Source organism: Cellulomonas fimi, from assembly GCF_012952065.1.
In the GTDB taxonomy this organism is placed as follows: domain Bacteria; phylum Actinomycetota; class Actinomycetes; order Actinomycetales; family Cellulomonadaceae; genus Pengzhenrongella; species Pengzhenrongella fimi_A.
In genome coordinates this window covers 24,544-40,529 of record NZ_JABCJJ010000002.1, presented here as the reverse complement: position 1 = coordinate 40,529, position 15,986 = coordinate 24,544, and the positions used below count along the sequence as shown (strand labels likewise).

Below are 15,986 nucleotides of genomic sequence, written 5' to 3'. Positions count from 1 at the left end.
TTGCTTTATTGACAGCCATGCCAGTAAATATTCACATGGGTGAGCACGGGCACGTGACCGACGGTGGCGACGACAACGGCTCCGTCCCTGGGGCGGCCCATCGCCACCACGCAGGTCTGTGGTCGGAGCTGGCCGCACGGGAGGCCGCCCTGGTCACTGCGGTCTCCGCCGGGGAAGACCATGAGCCGGCGCGCCGAGCACTGGTCGACTTCCTGCGCGGGGAGGTCTTCGACCATCTGCAGACCGAGGAGATGGTGCTGTACAACGCGGCGCGGGGTGCCGGTGAGCACGCCCTGGTGGCCGCCCTCGAGCTCGATCACCGATCGCTGCTCAGCCTGGTCGAGCACATCGACCAGGCTGCGACGGGGTTGGACGCCGCCTTGTCTGCCCGTGCCCTGGTGATGCTGTTCGTCCTGCGGATGGAGAAGGAGGAGACCGTTCTGATCCCCGCACTCAACGGTGCCGGGGTGGACGTCTCGGTGCTGATCGCCGGACGCCGCGAGATGCTCGGTCCGGACGAGGACTGACCCGAGCCGTGCCCCCGGTTCTCGACCTCGCGACAGCGGTCGCGTTCTCCGTGGCTGCCGCCACATGGGTCGGCGGCCTCGTCGCGGCAGCCGTCGTGGTGCGCACGGCGCGCGCGAGCCTGGCTCCACCCGACCAGGTGGAGTTCTTCCGCGCGCTCGGGCGCAGGTACCTGGCCGTGCTTGGCACCGCCTTCGTCGTCGTTGCCACCACGGGGGCGTGGCTGCTGCGGACCCACCCGTGGGACGCTGCGATGACGGCGCTGGCCCTCACTGTCGGCGCCCTGGCGTCGGCCACAGTCGCCGGCGTCGTCCAGGCGCGAGCCATGACGCGGCTGCGTCGTGGCGCCGTCGACTCGCCGGACGACCCAGGACTGCGAGATGCAGTCGTCGACGGCGCCCGCCGTGCCGTCGTCCTGCGCTCGGCGATCGCGGTGCTGACGCTGGCCGCCGTCGTCGTCGGTGTGGCGGTCGCGACGGACTGACCGGTACGGCGACCGTCGGGCACTACCACGGCCCTGGTGGGCAGGCCACGGCCCACACCGGCCACGAACGAGGGAGTCGAGGAATGAGCGACTTGCCGCCCGGCGGCGCACCAGCACCAGCACCAGCACCAGCACCAGCACCAGCACCAGCACCAGCACCAGCATGGATCGCTGCCCCGCGATGGCGCGCGATGCGGGGGTTCGTGCTCGTGGGCCTGATCGCCGTCGTCGCGGGCGGGCTCGTGGCCGCGGTGACCGGGCCTACGGGCTTGGCCGCCGGTTCCTGGATGGCTGCCTACCTGGTGCTCGTCGCCGGGGTGGCCCAGGCGGGGCTCGGCGTGGGGCAGGCGCTGCTCGCAGCGGTCCCGCCGTCCGCACCGCGCACCGGTCGGCAGCTCGTGCTCTACAACGCCGCCGGCATCGCCGTCCTGATCGGCACCGTGACCGAGGCGGTGCTCGTCGTGGTCGCCGGCGGAGCGATGCTCTTCGCGGCGCTCTGCCACTTCCTGGCTGCGGCCCGCCGTCCGCGCACCCACGCGTGGTACCTGGCGGTCTACCGGGCGCTCCTCGCCGTGCTCGGAGTCAGCATCCCGGTGGGCCTGGTCCTGTCCGCCGTACGGCACGGTTGACCCCCGGTCGGCGGCACACACGATGCTGCGGGGCTCGGCAGCCCGGGACTGCCTCGCCATGGTGACCCCGCGAAAGCCGCAACTGCGTGACGCGCGCGCCGATGGTGGTCGGTATGAGACGTCCACGCGCTGTCCCGCCGTGCTCGGCCGGGGCGCGGCCCCCGGTCGTGCTGTGGACACGGGTCGGTAACGTCGGGCCCGTGACGATGCGGGACGGCCACCGGTGACAGGTCCCCGCACGATGCCCGGACATGTCCTCGTGATGCTGGTGACGGTCGGGCTGTGCATCGCGAACCTGGTGACCGATGGCGTTCCGCGCGGCATCAGCCACACGCTGGCGATCCTGCTCCCCGCGGGCGCCGTGCTCGCGACCCTCCTCGTGCGTCGCGTGCGCCCCGCTCTGCCCTGGTGGCTGGCGCTGGGCGCCCTCGTGGTCCTCGGCGCGAACCAGGTCGCGTTCCTCGTCCAGGTCGACGTGCAGGGGGGGCCGACGCCGAGCGGGCCCCTCGTGGCGCTCGCACTGCCGGTCGGCTACCTGTTCCTGCTCGGGGCCGTGACGACCATCCTGCTGCCCTTCATCCGGCGGGACGGCGGGCGGCTGGTCGAGGCCGCGATCCTCGCGCTGGTCGGCGCGGGGCTCGTCTGGGTCACCGTCGCCCGCCCCGCGCTCGAGGACGCTGACGCGCCGACGGGCGAGCTCGTGTACAGCCTCGCGCTCTTCCTCGTCCTCGCGGCGATCGCCGGCATGGTCGCGCGCTGCGCCGTCGCGCAGCCTGCCGCCCGCCCGGCGATGGTGTACCTCACGGTCGCGGTGCTCGCCACGTTCCTCGGCAACGTCGGTCGCGTGCTCACGATCGAGGGCCCGGTCGATGCCATCGGCGCGTGGGCGCTGCTCTGGCTCCTCGGCTACGGCGCGCTGGCGGCCGCCCTGGTCCACCCGTCGAGCGAGCACCTCGGCGTGCCCGGCGCGTCGCGCGACGGCACCCTGAGCACGGCGCGACTGACGCTCCTCGGGTTCGTCCTGCTCCTCAACCCGTTGCTCGCGAGCGCCCAGGAGGCGTTCGGGGACGGCGCCGACTGGATGCTGCTCCTGAGCGGCACGCTGCTGCTCGTCCCGCTCGTCGTCGTGCGGATCGCCTACCTGGCCCGGCTGCAGGCGTCCGCCCAGGTGGCCCTCACCCACCTCGTCTCGCACGACGAGCTCACGGGCCTGATCAGCCGGCGCGCCCTGCTGGTCTTCCTCGACGAGGCAATCGCCCGGCTGTCCCGCCCGGACGCGCGCGGGCTGACCGTCCTGTTCCTCGACGTCGACGGGCTCAAGGCGACCAACGACCGGTACGGGCACCGCGCCGGTGACCAGCTGCTGCAGACCGTCGCCGGCCGGCTCGCAGGCGCCATCGGGGTCGACGACGTGGCGGCGCGCGTGGGCGGGGACGAGTTCGTCGTCGTGTGCGAGGGCAGCCCCGACGCGACGCGGGACGTGGTCGCGCGCGTCCGGCAGGTCGTGGGCGAGCCGGTGCGGCTCGCGGGCGTCGAGCTGGCTGCGGGCGCGTCGATCGGGATCGTCGAGCTGGGCCCGGGTGACGCGGTCGGCGTCGACGAGGTCGTCGCCCTTGCCGACTCGCGCATGTACGAGGACAAGCGGCACCGTTACGGTCGCGCCCACGTCGACCGCCGGCGGCGCGACGGCCCGGAGGTCACCCCGTCGCCCACCACGGGCCCCGTCCCGGACCGCAGCGGCACCGCCGCCGACGGGTGACGGGCAGCCCACGACCACGCTGTGACACCCTGTGACGACGACGACGGTCATGATCACCCGGCCGAGGGTGCAACTCCGGCCGGCCCCGGCCGATGTCCTGGGTGTGAGAGCCGTCAGTGCCGTGCCGACGCACGCCGTCGTCACGCTGACAGCGGCGCTGCTCGCGGTCGTCACGGTGCTGACCGACGGGCTCGTCCGCGAGGCCGTCCACGTCGTGGCCATCCTCGTGCCCGCGACCGTCGTGCTGGGCACGCTCGCTCGCCGCCGGATCCGGCCCGCCCAGGCGTGGTGGGTCGCGTTCGCCGCCCTGCTCGTCCTCCTGGTCAACTCCGTCGGCTCGCTCGTGCCGGTCGGGACGGTCGACGCGGCGCAGGGCGAGGGTCCGCTCCGCGTAATCGCGTTGCCGCTCGGCTACGTCCTGCTCCTCGTGGCCGCGTACCTGGTGCTGCGCCCGTTCCTCCAGCGCGACGGCGGCCGGCTCGTCGAGGCGGCGATCGTCTCCCTGGGCTCTGCGAGCGTCCTGTGGACCGTCATCGCCCAGCCCGCGCTCGACCGGGCCGCGGCGACCACCGCCGCACGCACGTACGCGCTCGTGATCGTCATGATCATGAGCACCATCGCCGGGATGGTCCTGCGCACCGCGGCAACCCATCCGGCCGCGCGGCCGGCGCTGGCGTACCTCTCGGTGGCGACCCTCGCCCTGCTCGCGGGCAACGCCGGCCGGATCCTGCTGGGAGGCCCGGACCCCGGCTCCGGTGACCGGGCGATCGACCTCGCGTGGGTCGTCGGCTACGGAGCGCTCGCGGCCGGCCTCGTGCATCCGTCGAGCGTCGCCCTCGGTGAGCCGGGGCCGTCGCGCGACGGTGCGCTGGGCACCCATCGGCTGACCTTCCTCGGTCTGGTGCTGCTGGTCAACCCGCTCGTCGCCGCCGTCCAGGAGGCGACCGGCGGGAACGCGGACTGGCTCCTGCTCGCGCTCGTCACGTCGGCTCTCGTTCCTCTGGTCGTGGTGCGCATCGCCCATCTCGCCCGACTGCAGGCCGCAGCGCAGGACCGGCTGACGCAGCTCGTCACCCACGACGAGCTCACGGGCCTGCTGAACCGGTCCGCCGTCCTGGCGCACCTCGACGAGGCGCTCGACCGAGCGCGTCGGCGCGGAGCCCACCCGGTGATCGTCGTGTTCCTCGACGTCGACGGGCTCAAGGCTGCCAACGACGCGCACGGCCACCGGGCCGGCGACGCGCTCCTGGTCTCGATGGCGCGTCGGCTCGGGCGCGCCCTCGGGCCGCGCGACGCCGCGGCGCGCCTCGGCGGCGACGAGTTCCTCGTGGTCTGCGAGGGCCCGGCCGCGATGCTCGCCGGAACGGTGCGGCGGATCCGCGACGCGGTCTCGCAACCCGTCGTGCACGGTGGCGTGATGGTCTCGGCGGGCGCGTCCGTGGGCGTCGTCGAGATCGCCGCCGGCGCGTCGACGCGCACGGAGGACGTCATCGCCGCCGCCGACGCGCAGATGTACGCCGACAAGCGTCACCGCTACGGCGACGCTGTGCGCGACCGGCGCGCTCCGGAGCCCGTCATCTGACTCCCGCGCCCGTCCGGGCCCGGACCGCCGCGAGGATCGCCTCGTGCGTCGCGGGCGACGGCAGCGGCACCTCGCCGCCCGGCTCCCCGAACGCCGCGATCGCGTCGCGGATCGCCTCGCGCACGCTGATCGCGAGCATGAGCGGCGGCTCCCCCACCGCCTTGGACCCGTGGATGACGCCGTCCTGCGGGACGTCGGGCAGCAGCGTCACGTCGAACCGTGGGGGCACGTCGCCGATCGACGGGATCTGGTAGGTGCCGGCCGCGTGCGTGAGGAGGGCGCCGGCGTCGTCCCAGCGCAGCTCCTCGCCCGTGAGGTAGCCCATGCCCTGGATGAAGCCCCCCTCGATCTGGCCCCGGTCGATGCCGTGGTTCAGGGTGTCGCCGACGTCGTGGAGGATGTCGACCGCCAGCACCCGCTCGGCACCCGTGAGCCCGTCGACCTCGACCTCGGTCACCGCGGCGCCGTGCGCGTAGTAGTGGAACGGGCGCCCGCGCCCGGCCACCTTGTCGTAGCCGATGCCGGGGGTCGCGTAGTAGCCGGCCGCGAAGAGCGGGAGCTGCTGGAGGTACGCCTCCTCGACGACGACCGCGAACGGGATCGTGATCCCCGGGGCCTGCGGCGTGCTGACGTGCCCGTCGCGGAACACCACGGACCCCGTCGGGACCGTCGGTCCGGGCGGCGCGCCCGAGGCGCCGCCCGCTGCGCCGGCCGGGGCGCCGTCGCGCGTGGCGGCCGCGCTCGCGAGCGCGAGGAGGTGCGCGGCGACGGGGGCCAGCCGCCCGCGCAGCGTGACGCAGGCGTCCTTGACCGCCTGCCCGTTGAGGTCGGAGCCGCTCGACGCGGCGGTCGCGGACGTGTTGGGCACCTTGTCGGTGCGCGTCGACATGACCCGGACGGCGCCCACCGGCAGCCCGAGCTCGCGCATCGCGATGCCCCGGACCTTCGTGTAGAGGCCCTGGCCCATCTCGGTGCCGCCGTGGTTCACCTGGACGGTGCCGTCGCGGTAGACGAGCACGTACGCGCCCGCCTGGTTGAGCCACGACGCCGTGAACGAGATGCCGAACTTGACCGCGGTGATCGCGATGCCCCGCTTGAGGTGCGGGTGGCGCGCGTTGTGCTCGGCCACGTCGCGCCGTCGTGCCGCGAAGTCGGTCGACGCCATGAGCCGGTCCCAGATCACGGGGATGCGGTCGTCGAGGAGGTCCTGGCCGTAGTGCGTCGTGTTGGTCTCGCCCGTGCCGCGGTAGAGGTTGCGCTCGCGGACCACCTCGGGCGCCAGGCCCAGCTTCCGCGCGACGCGGTCGAGGATCTCCTCGATCACGATCATCCCCTGCGGCCCGCCGAACCCCCGGAACGCGGTGTTGGACGCGACGTTGGTGCGCGCGACCCGCCCGGTGATCTCGACCGCGGGGATGTACGTGCAGTTGTCGAGGTGGAACAGCGCGCGGTCGAGGATCGACTCCGAGAGGTCGAGGCTCCACCCGCCGTCCGACCACAGGGCCGCGCGGACCGCGTGCAGCCGTCCGTCGTCGTCGAACCCGACCGAGTAGCGCGCGAGGAACGGGTGCCGTTTGCCGGTCATCCGCATGTCCACGTCGCGGTCGAGCTGCAGCCGGACCGGCCGGCCCGTGCGCGCGGCGGCGAGCGCGACGAGCGCGGCCCAGCCCGCGGCCTGCGTCTCCTTGCCGCCGAACGCGCCGCCCATGCGCGGCGACTCGACCGTCACGAGGTTGCGCGGCAGGCCGAGCACGCGCGCGACCGACTCCTGGACCTCGGCCGGGTGCTGCGTGGAGGACGCGACATGGACCTCGCCGTCGCCCCCGACCTCGGCCCACGCCGCGTGGGTCTCGAGCGAGAAGTGGTCCTGACCGCCGATCTCGAGCTCGCCGTCGAGCACGTGGGGGCTGGCCCGGAGCGCCTCCTCGCAGTCGCCCCGTCGGATCACGTGGGGCGTGGTGAGGAACGCGTTCTGCTCGAGCGCCGCGCGGATGCCCAGCACCGCGGGCAGCGGCTCGTACTCGACGGCCACCTTCTCGGCCGCGCGGCGGCACGCGCGCACGTCCGTGCCGACCACGAGCGCGACCAGGTGGCCGACGTACTCGGCGTCCGGGTCCGCGAACAGCGTCTCGTCGTGCCGGACCGGACCGATGAGGTTGCTGCCCGGCACGTCGGCCGCCGTGAGGACCGCGACGACGCCCGGCTCGCGCAGCGCCTGTGCGGTGTCGATGCTCACCACACGAGCGTGGGCGTGCGGGCTGGCGACGGGCCAGGCGTCGAGCATGGGCCGACGGCGCGCGACGTCGTCCACGTAGAGCGCGCGGCCGGTCACGTGGCCGCGCGCGCTCTCGTGGTCGAGACCGCGCCCCTCGTCGTCGCGCGGCCAGGGCGCGGTCGGCTCGAAGTCGTCCGGGAGGCCCTGCGCCGCCCCGACGCCGTCGTGGAAGAAGCTCGTGAGCATGCCCGCGACCAGGTCGCGGCGATAGGCGGCGCCGCCGCGGTGGTCGTCGATCGGGCTGACGTCTCCTCCGAGCGCCTCGAGCGCACCCGCGAGCGTGTCCTCACTCCAGGGCCGGCCGACGAGGTGCTCCTCGGTGCGCCGGGCCCGCACCGGCGTCGCGGCCACGCCGCCGTACGCGATCCGGGCTCGCGTCACCGTGCCGCTCGCGTCGGTGTCGACCACGAACGCGCCCGCGACGATCGAGGTGGCCATGTCGCGGCGCTTGGAGATCTTCGACGAGTCCGCCCGCCGCACGGTGCCGTCCGCCAGCGACGCTCGGGGCACGACGACGTACCGCACGATCTCGTGGGGCTCGATCGCGGTGGTGCGGTAGCCGAGGAAGAAGTCGGCGAGGGGCAGCGCGCGCGAGCCGCCCTGGCGCTCGAGCACGATCTCGGCGTCGAGCGCGAGCAGCACCGGAGCGAGGTCGCCGATGGGTGCCGCCGTGACGAGGTTCCCCGCGACGGTGGCGCGGCTGCGGATCTGGCGCGACGCGAACAGCCGCAGCATCCGGGCGAGCATCGGGTACTCCGGTCCGAGGCGGTCCTCGACCGCCGTCAGCGTCGCCGCGCCACCGACACGCCACTCGTGCGGCAGCTCCTCGATCTCCGCGAGCTCGGTGACGCCCTCGACCGAGACGAGCAACGGGTGGTCGGTCCCGAGCTTGTTGATCGAGACTCCGGTCTCGGTCGCGCCCGCCACGAGCTCCGCCTCGGCGCCGAGCTCGGCCTTGCGCGCGAGCAGGGCGGCCAGCGTGGTCGGTCGCTCGAACCGGTGGCCGTGCGCCTCGTAGGACAGCGGGGCGAGCGGGGGCGGGGGGTCGGCGAGGCGGTCGCGCAGCGGGTCCGGCGCCGCCGTGGTCGTCGACCTCTCCGCGAGGGCGTCGAGCATGGCGTCCCGGATCGGGCGGTACCCGGTGCAGCGGCAGAGGTTGCCCGTGAGCTGGTCCACGACCTGCGCTCGCGTCCGCGCGGAGGTCGTTGCGGCGTCGTCGGCGGTGTGGTCGGCGGTGTGGTCGGCGGCGTCGTCGGCGGTGTGGTCGGCGGCGTCGTCGGCGGTGCACCCGGCGACGAGGTCGTCGCGGTAGTACGCCTCGGTCATCGACATCACGAACCCGGGGGTGCAGTAGCCGCACTGCGAGCCGTAGCGCGCGCACATCGCGCGCTGGACCGGGTGGAGGTCGGCGTCGGCGGCGACCCCCTCGACCGTGACGATCTCGCGGCCCGCTGTCATCGGCATGAGGACCAGGCACGAGTTGACCGCGCGGAACGTCGGCCTCCCGTGGGCGTCGGTGGTGAGCATCGTGACGGTGCACGCACCGCAGTCACCCTCCGCGCAGCCCTCCTTGGCGCCCGTGCGCCCGGTCGCGCGCAGCCACGTGAGCAGCGACGTCTGCGGCTCGACGCCCTCGACCGCCACCGGCTCGCCGTTGAGCACGAGCTGGAACGACGACGACGGCCCGGTGGCCTCGGCCGCCTCCGCCGCCCGTGGTTCCCGCTCGGGCTCCGCCGTTGCGCCGCCACCCTCGGTGGACGGGACCGACCCGATCGTCGACGTCATGCCTTCCCTCGCTTCCATGCGACCATCTCGGCCGCGATCGAGACCGCGATCTCCTCGGGGAGGCGAGCCCCGACGTCGACCCCGAGCGGCATCCGCACGCGGGCCAGGTCCTCCGCCGGGAACCCGGCCGCCTCGAGCCGGTAGCGGGTGCGCGCGGCCTTGGCCCGGCTGCCCACCGCCCCGACGAACGCGAAGCCCCGGCGCAGCGCCCACTCGATCGCCTTCTGGTCGAGCGCGTGGTCGTGCGTCATCACCAGGCAGACGCCCGCCGGGTCGACCGGACCGCCGACCTCCTCGACGGGCCCGACGGCGGTGTGCACGCCCGCGAGGCGGTCGGGCGCGGCCCAGGCCTCGCGCGAGTCGACGACCGTGACGTCGAACCCCAGGCGGGCGAGCATCGGGGCGAGCTCGGTCGCGACGTGGCCGCCCCCGACCACGAGGCAGGGCACGACGCCGACCACGGGCTCGAGCATGACGTCCAGCCTCCCGCCGCAGCACATGCCCAGCTCGGGGCCGAGCTCGAAGGTGCGGACCTCGTGCTTCGCGGCGCCCACGCCCGTGCCCGCCTCCGTGCCCATCGCGGCGAGCATCGCGCCCAGCGCCTCGAGCACGGCCCGCTCGACCGCTCCCCCGCCGACCGTGCCGACGCACGTGCCGTCCGCGGCGAGGTAGAGCTTCTGACCCGGGGTGCCCGGCGTCGACCCGTGGCGCCCGATCACGGTCGCGAGCGCCCCCCGGACGCCGGTCGCGGCGCGGTCCGCAGCGGCCTGCAGGACGCCCGCCGTGGTCGCGCGGGTGGGCACCGGCAGCTCCCGCAGGGGAGGCGCCTGCAGCGTGAGGAGCACCAGCTTCGGCATCGTCCTGCGACTGTACGAGCGACGTCGCGGATTGACCATGGTCAGCCGGGCGACTCACCCCCACGCGCAGGACGCGCGGCTCACTCCCACTCGATGGTGCCCGGCGGTTTGCTCGTCACGTCGAGGACCACCCGGTTGACCTCGGGCACCTCGTTGGTGATCCGGGTCGAGATGGTCGCGAGCACCTCGTAGGGCAGGCGCGTCCAGTCGGCCGTCATCGCGTCCTCGGAGCTGACCGGGCGCAGCACGATCGGGTGGCCGTAGGTGCGGCCGTCGCCCTGGACGCCGACCGAGCGCACGTCGCCGAGCAGCACGACCGGGCACTGCCAGATCTCCCGGTCGAGGCCCGCGCGCGTGAGCTCGGCCCGCGCGATGGAGTCGGCGGCGCGGAGCACCTCGAGGCGCTCGGCCGTGACCTCGCCGACGATGCGGATGCCGAGCCCCGGTCCGGGGAACGGCTGGCGCCAGACGATCGACTCCGGCACCCCGAGCTCGAGCCCGACCGCCCGCACCTCGTCCTTGAACAGCGTGCGCAGCGGCTCGACGAGCGAGAACTGCAGGTCGTCCGGGAGCCCGCCCACGTTGTGGTGGCTCTTGATGTTCGCGGCGCCCTCGCCGCCGCCCGACTCGACGACGTCCGGGTACAGCGTCCCCTGCACCAGGAACTTCACCTCGGCGCCGTGCTCGCCCGCGTCCTCGACCACCTCGCGCGCGGCCTGCTCGAATACGCGGATGAACTCGCGGCCGATGATCTTGCGCTTGGTCTCGGGGTCGCTCACGCCGGCGAGCGCGGTGAGGAACCGCTCGCGCGCGTCCACGACCTTGAGCTGCACGCCGGTCGCCGCGACGAAGTCGGTCTCGACCTGCTCCGCCTCGCCCGCACGCAGCAGCCCGTGGTCGACGAAGACGCAGGTCAGCTGGTCCCCGACGGCCCGCTGCACGAGCGCGGCCGCGACGGAGGAGTCCACGCCGCCCGAGAGGCCGCAGATCACGCGCGCGTCGCCGACCTGCGCCCGGATCGCCGCGACCTGGTCCGCGATGACGTTGCCGGGGTTCCAGTCGGGACGCACCCTCGCGCCGTCGTACAGGAAGTTCTCCAGCGCGCGCTGACCCATCGGCGAGTGCTTGACCTCGGGGTGCCACTGCATGCCGTAGAGCCGGCGGTCGCGGTCCTCGAAGGCCGCCACCGGGGAGCCGGGCGAGGTGGCCAGCACCTCGAAGCCCTCGGGCGCCTCGTGCACCGCGTCGCCGTGGCTCATCCACACCCCCTGCTGCGCCGGGGAACCCTGGAGCAGCTCGCCCGCGTGCGCGACGGCGACCGACGTGCCGCCGTACTCGCTCCTGCCCGTGCGCGCGACCGTCCCGCCGAGCGCGCGGGCCATGGCCTGGAAGCCGTAGCAGATGCCGAGCACCGGCACGCCGGCCTCGAACAGCGCGGGGTCGACCGTGGGTGCGTCCTCGGCGTACACGCTCGACGGGCCGCCGGACAGGATGATCGCGGCGGGCTTCCTCGCGAGGATCTGGTCGACCGTCGCGGTGTGGGGGACGATCTCCGAGTACACGTTCGCCTCGCGCACCCGTCGGGCGATCAGCTGGGCGTACTGGGCGCCGAAGTCGACGACGACGACCGGGCGGTGGGGCGGCGGTGCGGCGGGTGGGGTCACCGGTCCAGGGTAGTCACCCGGCGGTCGGTGCCCGCGGGTCGGCGGGGTCAGCGGGTCAGCGGGTCAGCGGGTCAGCGGGTCAGCGGCTGAGGCGCGTCTCGGCGTCGGCGTGGACCCGGCGCTCGACCAGGAACGACATCACGGGCACGACGCCGCCGAGCACCATCACGACGAGCCGGCCGAAGCCCCACCGCATCTTCGACCACAGGTCGAGCACCGTCACGAGGTAGACGACGTAGATCCAGCCGTGCGCGAACGGGATCCACTCGATCCAGCGCATGACGTCGTCGCTCGCGCCGACCGCGTACTTGAGGAGCATCTCGGCACTGAGGATCAGCAGCATCACCCCGGTCACCCACGCCATCACGCGGTAGCGCTTGAGCGCGGCGAGCGCCTTCTCGGGCTCCCGGACGGGGGGCGCGGCCGCCACGGGGGCAGTTCCCGCGGGCGAGCCGGCCGCGGACGAGGCTGCGGACGAGCCGGTCGTGGACGAGCCGGTCGCGGACGAGCCGGTCGCGGACGAGCCGGTCGCGGACGACGGCCGCGCGGACGGAGGGCGGTTGGAGCTGACGGACATGCCTCGATCATCCCCCATCCCGCAACCACACGAGCGCTCGCGGACGTGTCAGAACCACGTGAGCCCCGGTCCTCACCCAGCTCTGACGACCCGACCCGACGCTCGTCCCACCACCGTGTCAGGCGCAGCGCGCGCCCCGGCCCGCGCACGGTCTGACACGTCGACTCCGCCTGCGCTGCCGACCCACCGTGTCAGGCGCAGCGCGCGCCCCGGCCCGCGCACGGTCTGACACGTCGACTCGTCCCGGTCGCCGCGCCTGATATTCGTTCGGTCCGTGTCGGAGGTCAGGCTTAGCGTGGACGGGTGCGTCCCCTCCCCCTCCCGCAGCCCGGCTCCCCGCCGCTGACGTCGCCGCTCGCCTACCTGTGGTGGCACGCGCGCGCCCAGGCCGGGCTCCTCGTCGCCGCGCTCGCGGTCGGGGTCGTGGGCAACGTCGCGGGCGCCTTCCTGCCGCTCGTCATCGGTCGGATCGTCGACGACGGGCTCGACGGCGGGCTCTCGCGCACGCTCTGGACCGGCTGCCTGCTGCTGGTCGCCGTCGGCGCCGTGCAGATCGTCGCCAACGTCGTGGGCCACCGCCTCGACGTCGAGAACTGGCTCCGCGCCGCCTTCGCGTCCTCGCAGGAGATCGGCCACCACGTCACGCGCACCGGGGACGCGGTGACGGCGGAGCTCCCGACCGGCGAGGTCGTCGCGACCGTCGCGTCGGACGCGCTGCGCATGGGCGAGGTGTTCGCCATCGCGGCCCGCTTCCTCGGTGGCGTCGCCGCCTACGCGGCCATCGCCGTCGTGCTCATGCGGACGTCGGTGCCGCTCGGCGTCCTCGTCCTGGTGGGGCTGCCCGTCGTCGCCGGCTCGCTCGCCCTGCTCGTGAAGCCGCTGCAGCGGCGCCAGGCGGCCCAGCGGGAGGCCGCCGGCCGCCTGACCACCCTCGGCGCCGACACGGTCTCGGGCCTGCGTGTCCTGCGCGGCATCGGCGGCGAGGAGGTGTTCTCGCGCCGGTACCGCGCCCAGTCGCAGGCCGTCCGGCACGCCGGGGTCCGCGTGGCCCAGACGCAGTCGCTGCTCGATGCGCTCCAGACGTTGCTCCCCGGCCTGTTCCTCGCCGTCGTGGTCTGGTTCGGCGCGCGCCTGGCCCTCGCCGGGGACATCACGCCCGGTCAGCTCGTCGCGTTCTACGGGTTCGCCGCGTTCCTCACCCAGCCGCTGTGGACCGCGACCGAGGCGATGCGCATCATGACCCGCGCGTACATCGGCGCCCGCAAGATCATCAAGGTCCTCGCGGTGCCGGACACGGTCACGGCCGGCGAGGCCACGACCCGCACGCCGGTCCCCGCCCCGGCCCCGGGCGCCGAGCTGACCGACCCGCCGAGCGGCGTCGTCGTCCGGCCCGGTCGCCTGCTCGCCCTGGTCAGCGCGGATCCCGACGAGACCGCCCGCATCGCTGCCCGCCTCGGGCGCTTCGACGCGCCCCGCGCCGGGGGCGGCGCGGCCGGGGACGCCGCCGAGCGCGAGGTCAGCTGGGGAGGCGCGCCGCTGTCGGCGATCGACCTCGCCGAGGTCCGCGAGCGCATCGTGGTCGCCGAGTCGACGCCACACCTGTTCACCGGGACGCTCGCGGAGGAGCTCGACGTGCGCGGCCGCGCGACCGAGGACGAGCTCCTCGCTGCGCTCCGGACCGCCGACGCGGGCGACGTGCTCGAGTCGGTCCCCGGCGGTCTGGAGGGGGAGATCGCCGAGAAGGGCCGGTCGCTCTCGGGCGGCCAGCGCCAGCGCGTCGCGCTCGCGCGCGCCCTGCTCACCGAGGCCGAGGTCCTCGTGCTGGTCGAGCCGACGAGTGCGGTCGACGCCCACACCGAGGCTCGCATCGCGACCCGGCTGACCGCCGAGCGTCGCGGCCGCACCACCGTGCTGGTCACCGCCAGCCCGCCCCTGCTCGAGGCCGCCGACGAGGTCGCGCTCGTCCAGGCTGGGCGGGTGCGGGCGACCGGCTCGCACGCCGAGCTGCTCGACGCCGACGACGACGCCGGGCGCGCCTACCGCGCGATCGTCTCGCGGGCGGTGGCCGAGCCGGCACCCGAGGAGGTGTCGGCATGAGGCTGCCGATCGCCGACGCCACGGCACTGCGGCAGCACACCGCCGCGCTGCTCCGGCGGCACCGCTCCGGGCTCGCGACGGTCGTGGTGCTGCACACGCTCGCCGCGACCGCCGGGCTGGCCGGGCCGTGGCTGCTCGGGCGGCTCGTGGACGCCGTCGTGCGCGGGACGACGACGAGCGCGGTGGACCGGACGGTCCTCGCCCTGGTCGTGGCGGTGGTCGCCCAGACGGGGCTGATCCGGTACGCCCAGCGCAGCGCCATGGTGCTCGGCGAGACGGTATTCGCGGAGCTGCGCGAGGAGTTCGTCGAGACGGTGACTCGGCTCCCGCTCTCGACGGTCGAGCGTGCCGGGACGGGCGACCTGCTGGGTCGCACGACGAACGACATCGACCGGGTCCAGTACACGATCCGGTTCGGCGTGCCGCGGATCCTCGTCGCCACCACGACGATCGTCCTGACCGTGGTCGCGGCCCTGCTCACGAACGCGCCGGTCGCGCTCGCGCTGCTCGCCGGGGTGCCGCTGCTCGTGCCTGTCACGCGGTGGTACCTGCGTCGGGCGGGCCCGGCCTACCAGCGGGAGTCGGCCGCGTACGCGACGCTGAACGGGACGATCACCGAGTCGGTCGAGGGAGCCCGGACGGTCGACGCGCTCGGGATCGGGGCGCGTCGGCGCGCGCGGGTCGACACCGACCTGCGCGAGGCGTTCGCCGCCGAGTCGTTCACGCTCCGGCTGCGGACCGTGCTGTTCCCCTCGATCGACGCGGCGTTCCTCCTGCCGGTCGTCGCGGTGCTGGCCTGGGGTGCCTTCCTGGTCGACTCGGGCACCGCGACCGTCGGGGCGGTGACCACGATCGCGCTGTACGCCCTCCAGGTCATCCAGCCGACCAGCGAGCTGATCTTCTGGCTCGACGAGATCCAGGTCGGCGCCACGTCGCTCGCGCGCATCATCGGTGTGGCGGCGGTGCCGCCCGACCGCACCGCGGGGACGGCTCGCCCCGGCGACGAGCACGTCGAGGCGCGTCAGGTCCGCTACGCCTACCGGCCGGGCCATGACGTGCTGCACGGCGTGGACCTCGACCTCGCGGTCGGCGAGCGGCTGGCGGTCGTCGGCCCGTCGGGGGCCGGCAAGTCGACGCTCGGACGCATGCTCGCGGGCATCCACCCGCCCACGGGAGGCACGGTCACGGTGGGCGGCGTCCCGCTCGTCGAGCTGCCCCTCGACGAGCTGCGCGGCCACGTCGCGCTCGTCACGCAGGAGCACCACGTCTTCGTGGGCACCCTCGCCGACAACCTGCGCCTGGCGCGGGTCGAGGCCGACGACGACGAGCTGGCGCGCGCCCTCGCCGCGGTCGACGCGTGGGCCTGGGTCAGCGCGCTCCCCGACGGGCTCCAGACCGCCGTCGGCTCGGGCGGGGCCGTCCTCACGCCGGCGCAGGCGCAGCAGGTCGCGCTCGCGCGCCTCGTGCTGCTGGACCCGCACACCCTGGTGCTCGACGAGGCGACCTCCCTGCTCGACCCGCGCGCGGCCCGTCACCTCGAGCGGTCGCTCTCCGCGGTGCTCGAGGGCCGCACCGTGGTCGCGATCGCGCACCGTCTGCACACGGCGCACGACGCCGACCGCGTCGCCGTCGTGGAGGACGGCCGGATCACCGAGATCGGCACCCACGACGAGCTCGTGCACGCCGGCGGCGACTACGCGGACCTCTGGCACAGCTGGCAGCGCGACTGACGGCCGGCCCCGGGCGGGCCCC

Annotated in this window: 11 protein-coding genes; 7 read left to right on the top strand and 4 right to left on the bottom strand. The window is 74.5% G+C overall.

Annotated elements, in window-relative coordinates; translation table 11 throughout:
• Positions 1-35: 35 nt before the first annotated feature.
• The 5 genes from HIR71_RS01760 (at position 36) to HIR71_RS17320 (ending at position 4,979) form a co-directional block, all read left to right on the top strand.
• On the top strand, positions 36-527 hold the full coding sequence (locus HIR71_RS01760; RefSeq protein ID WP_169322897.1) for a hemerythrin domain-containing protein: 492 nt from the start codon (positions 36-38) through the stop codon (positions 525-527).
• A gap of 8 nt (positions 528-535) precedes the next feature.
• A complete protein-coding gene (locus tag HIR71_RS01755; protein ID WP_169322896.1) occupies positions 536-1,009 on the top strand; it encodes a hypothetical protein in 474 nt (157 codons plus the stop codon).
• An 83-nt stretch (positions 1,010-1,092) separates the two neighbouring features.
• A complete protein-coding gene (locus HIR71_RS01750) occupies positions 1,093-1,638 on the top strand; it encodes a hypothetical protein (RefSeq protein WP_249051468.1) in 546 nt (181 codons plus the stop codon).
• Positions 1,639-1,879: 241 nt separating this feature from the next.
• Positions 1,880-3,397: a GGDEF domain-containing protein gene (locus HIR71_RS01745; protein WP_169322895.1), complete on the top strand. Its 1,518-nt coding sequence runs from the start codon at positions 1,880-1,882 to the stop codon at positions 3,395-3,397.
• Positions 3,398-3,500: 103 nt separating this feature from the next.
• Positions 3,501-4,979, top strand: coding sequence for a GGDEF domain-containing protein (locus HIR71_RS17320; RefSeq protein ID WP_169322894.1), 1,479 nt, complete (start codon positions 3,501-3,503; stop codon positions 4,977-4,979).
• Here HIR71_RS17320 and HIR71_RS01735 read toward each other — a convergent pair.
• The 4 genes from HIR71_RS01735 to HIR71_RS17315 form a co-directional block, all read right to left on the bottom strand.
• Complete coding sequence (locus HIR71_RS01735) at positions 4,972-9,039, bottom strand: molybdopterin cofactor-binding domain-containing protein (protein WP_169322893.1); 4,068 nt, start codon at positions 9,037-9,039, stop codon at positions 4,972-4,974. The two genes, HIR71_RS17320 and HIR71_RS01735, sit on opposite strands and share 8 nt — an antisense overlap.
• Positions 9,036-9,896: an XdhC family protein gene (locus HIR71_RS01730; RefSeq protein WP_169322892.1), complete on the bottom strand. Its 861-nt coding sequence runs from the start codon at positions 9,894-9,896 to the stop codon at positions 9,036-9,038. The genes HIR71_RS01735 and HIR71_RS01730 overlap by 4 nt, the downstream gene beginning before the upstream one ends.
• An 80-nt stretch (positions 9,897-9,976) precedes the next feature.
• Positions 9,977-11,560 (bottom strand): glutamine-hydrolyzing GMP synthase, encoded by a 1,584-nt coding sequence (guaA, locus tag HIR71_RS01725; RefSeq protein WP_311836020.1) that lies wholly within the window; start codon positions 11,558-11,560, stop codon positions 9,977-9,979.
• Between the two features lie 79 nt (positions 11,561-11,639).
• Positions 11,640-12,137, bottom strand: coding sequence for a DUF3817 domain-containing protein (locus tag HIR71_RS17315; RefSeq protein WP_169322891.1), 498 nt, complete (start codon positions 12,135-12,137; stop codon positions 11,640-11,642).
• Between the two features lie 303 nt (positions 12,138-12,440).
• Here HIR71_RS17315 and HIR71_RS01715 point away from each other — a divergent pair, with 303 nt between their 5' ends.
• Both HIR71_RS01715 and HIR71_RS01710 read left to right on the top strand, forming a co-directional pair.
• Positions 12,441-14,234: an ABC transporter ATP-binding protein gene (locus HIR71_RS01715; RefSeq protein WP_169322890.1), complete on the top strand. Its 1,794-nt coding sequence runs from the start codon at positions 12,441-12,443 to the stop codon at positions 14,232-14,234.
• Complete coding sequence (locus HIR71_RS01710) at positions 14,231-15,964, top strand: ABC transporter ATP-binding protein (protein WP_169322889.1); 1,734 nt, start codon at positions 14,231-14,233, stop codon at positions 15,962-15,964. Before HIR71_RS01715 ends, HIR71_RS01710 begins: the two co-directional genes overlap by 4 nt.
• Positions 15,965-15,986 lie beyond the last annotated feature (22 nt).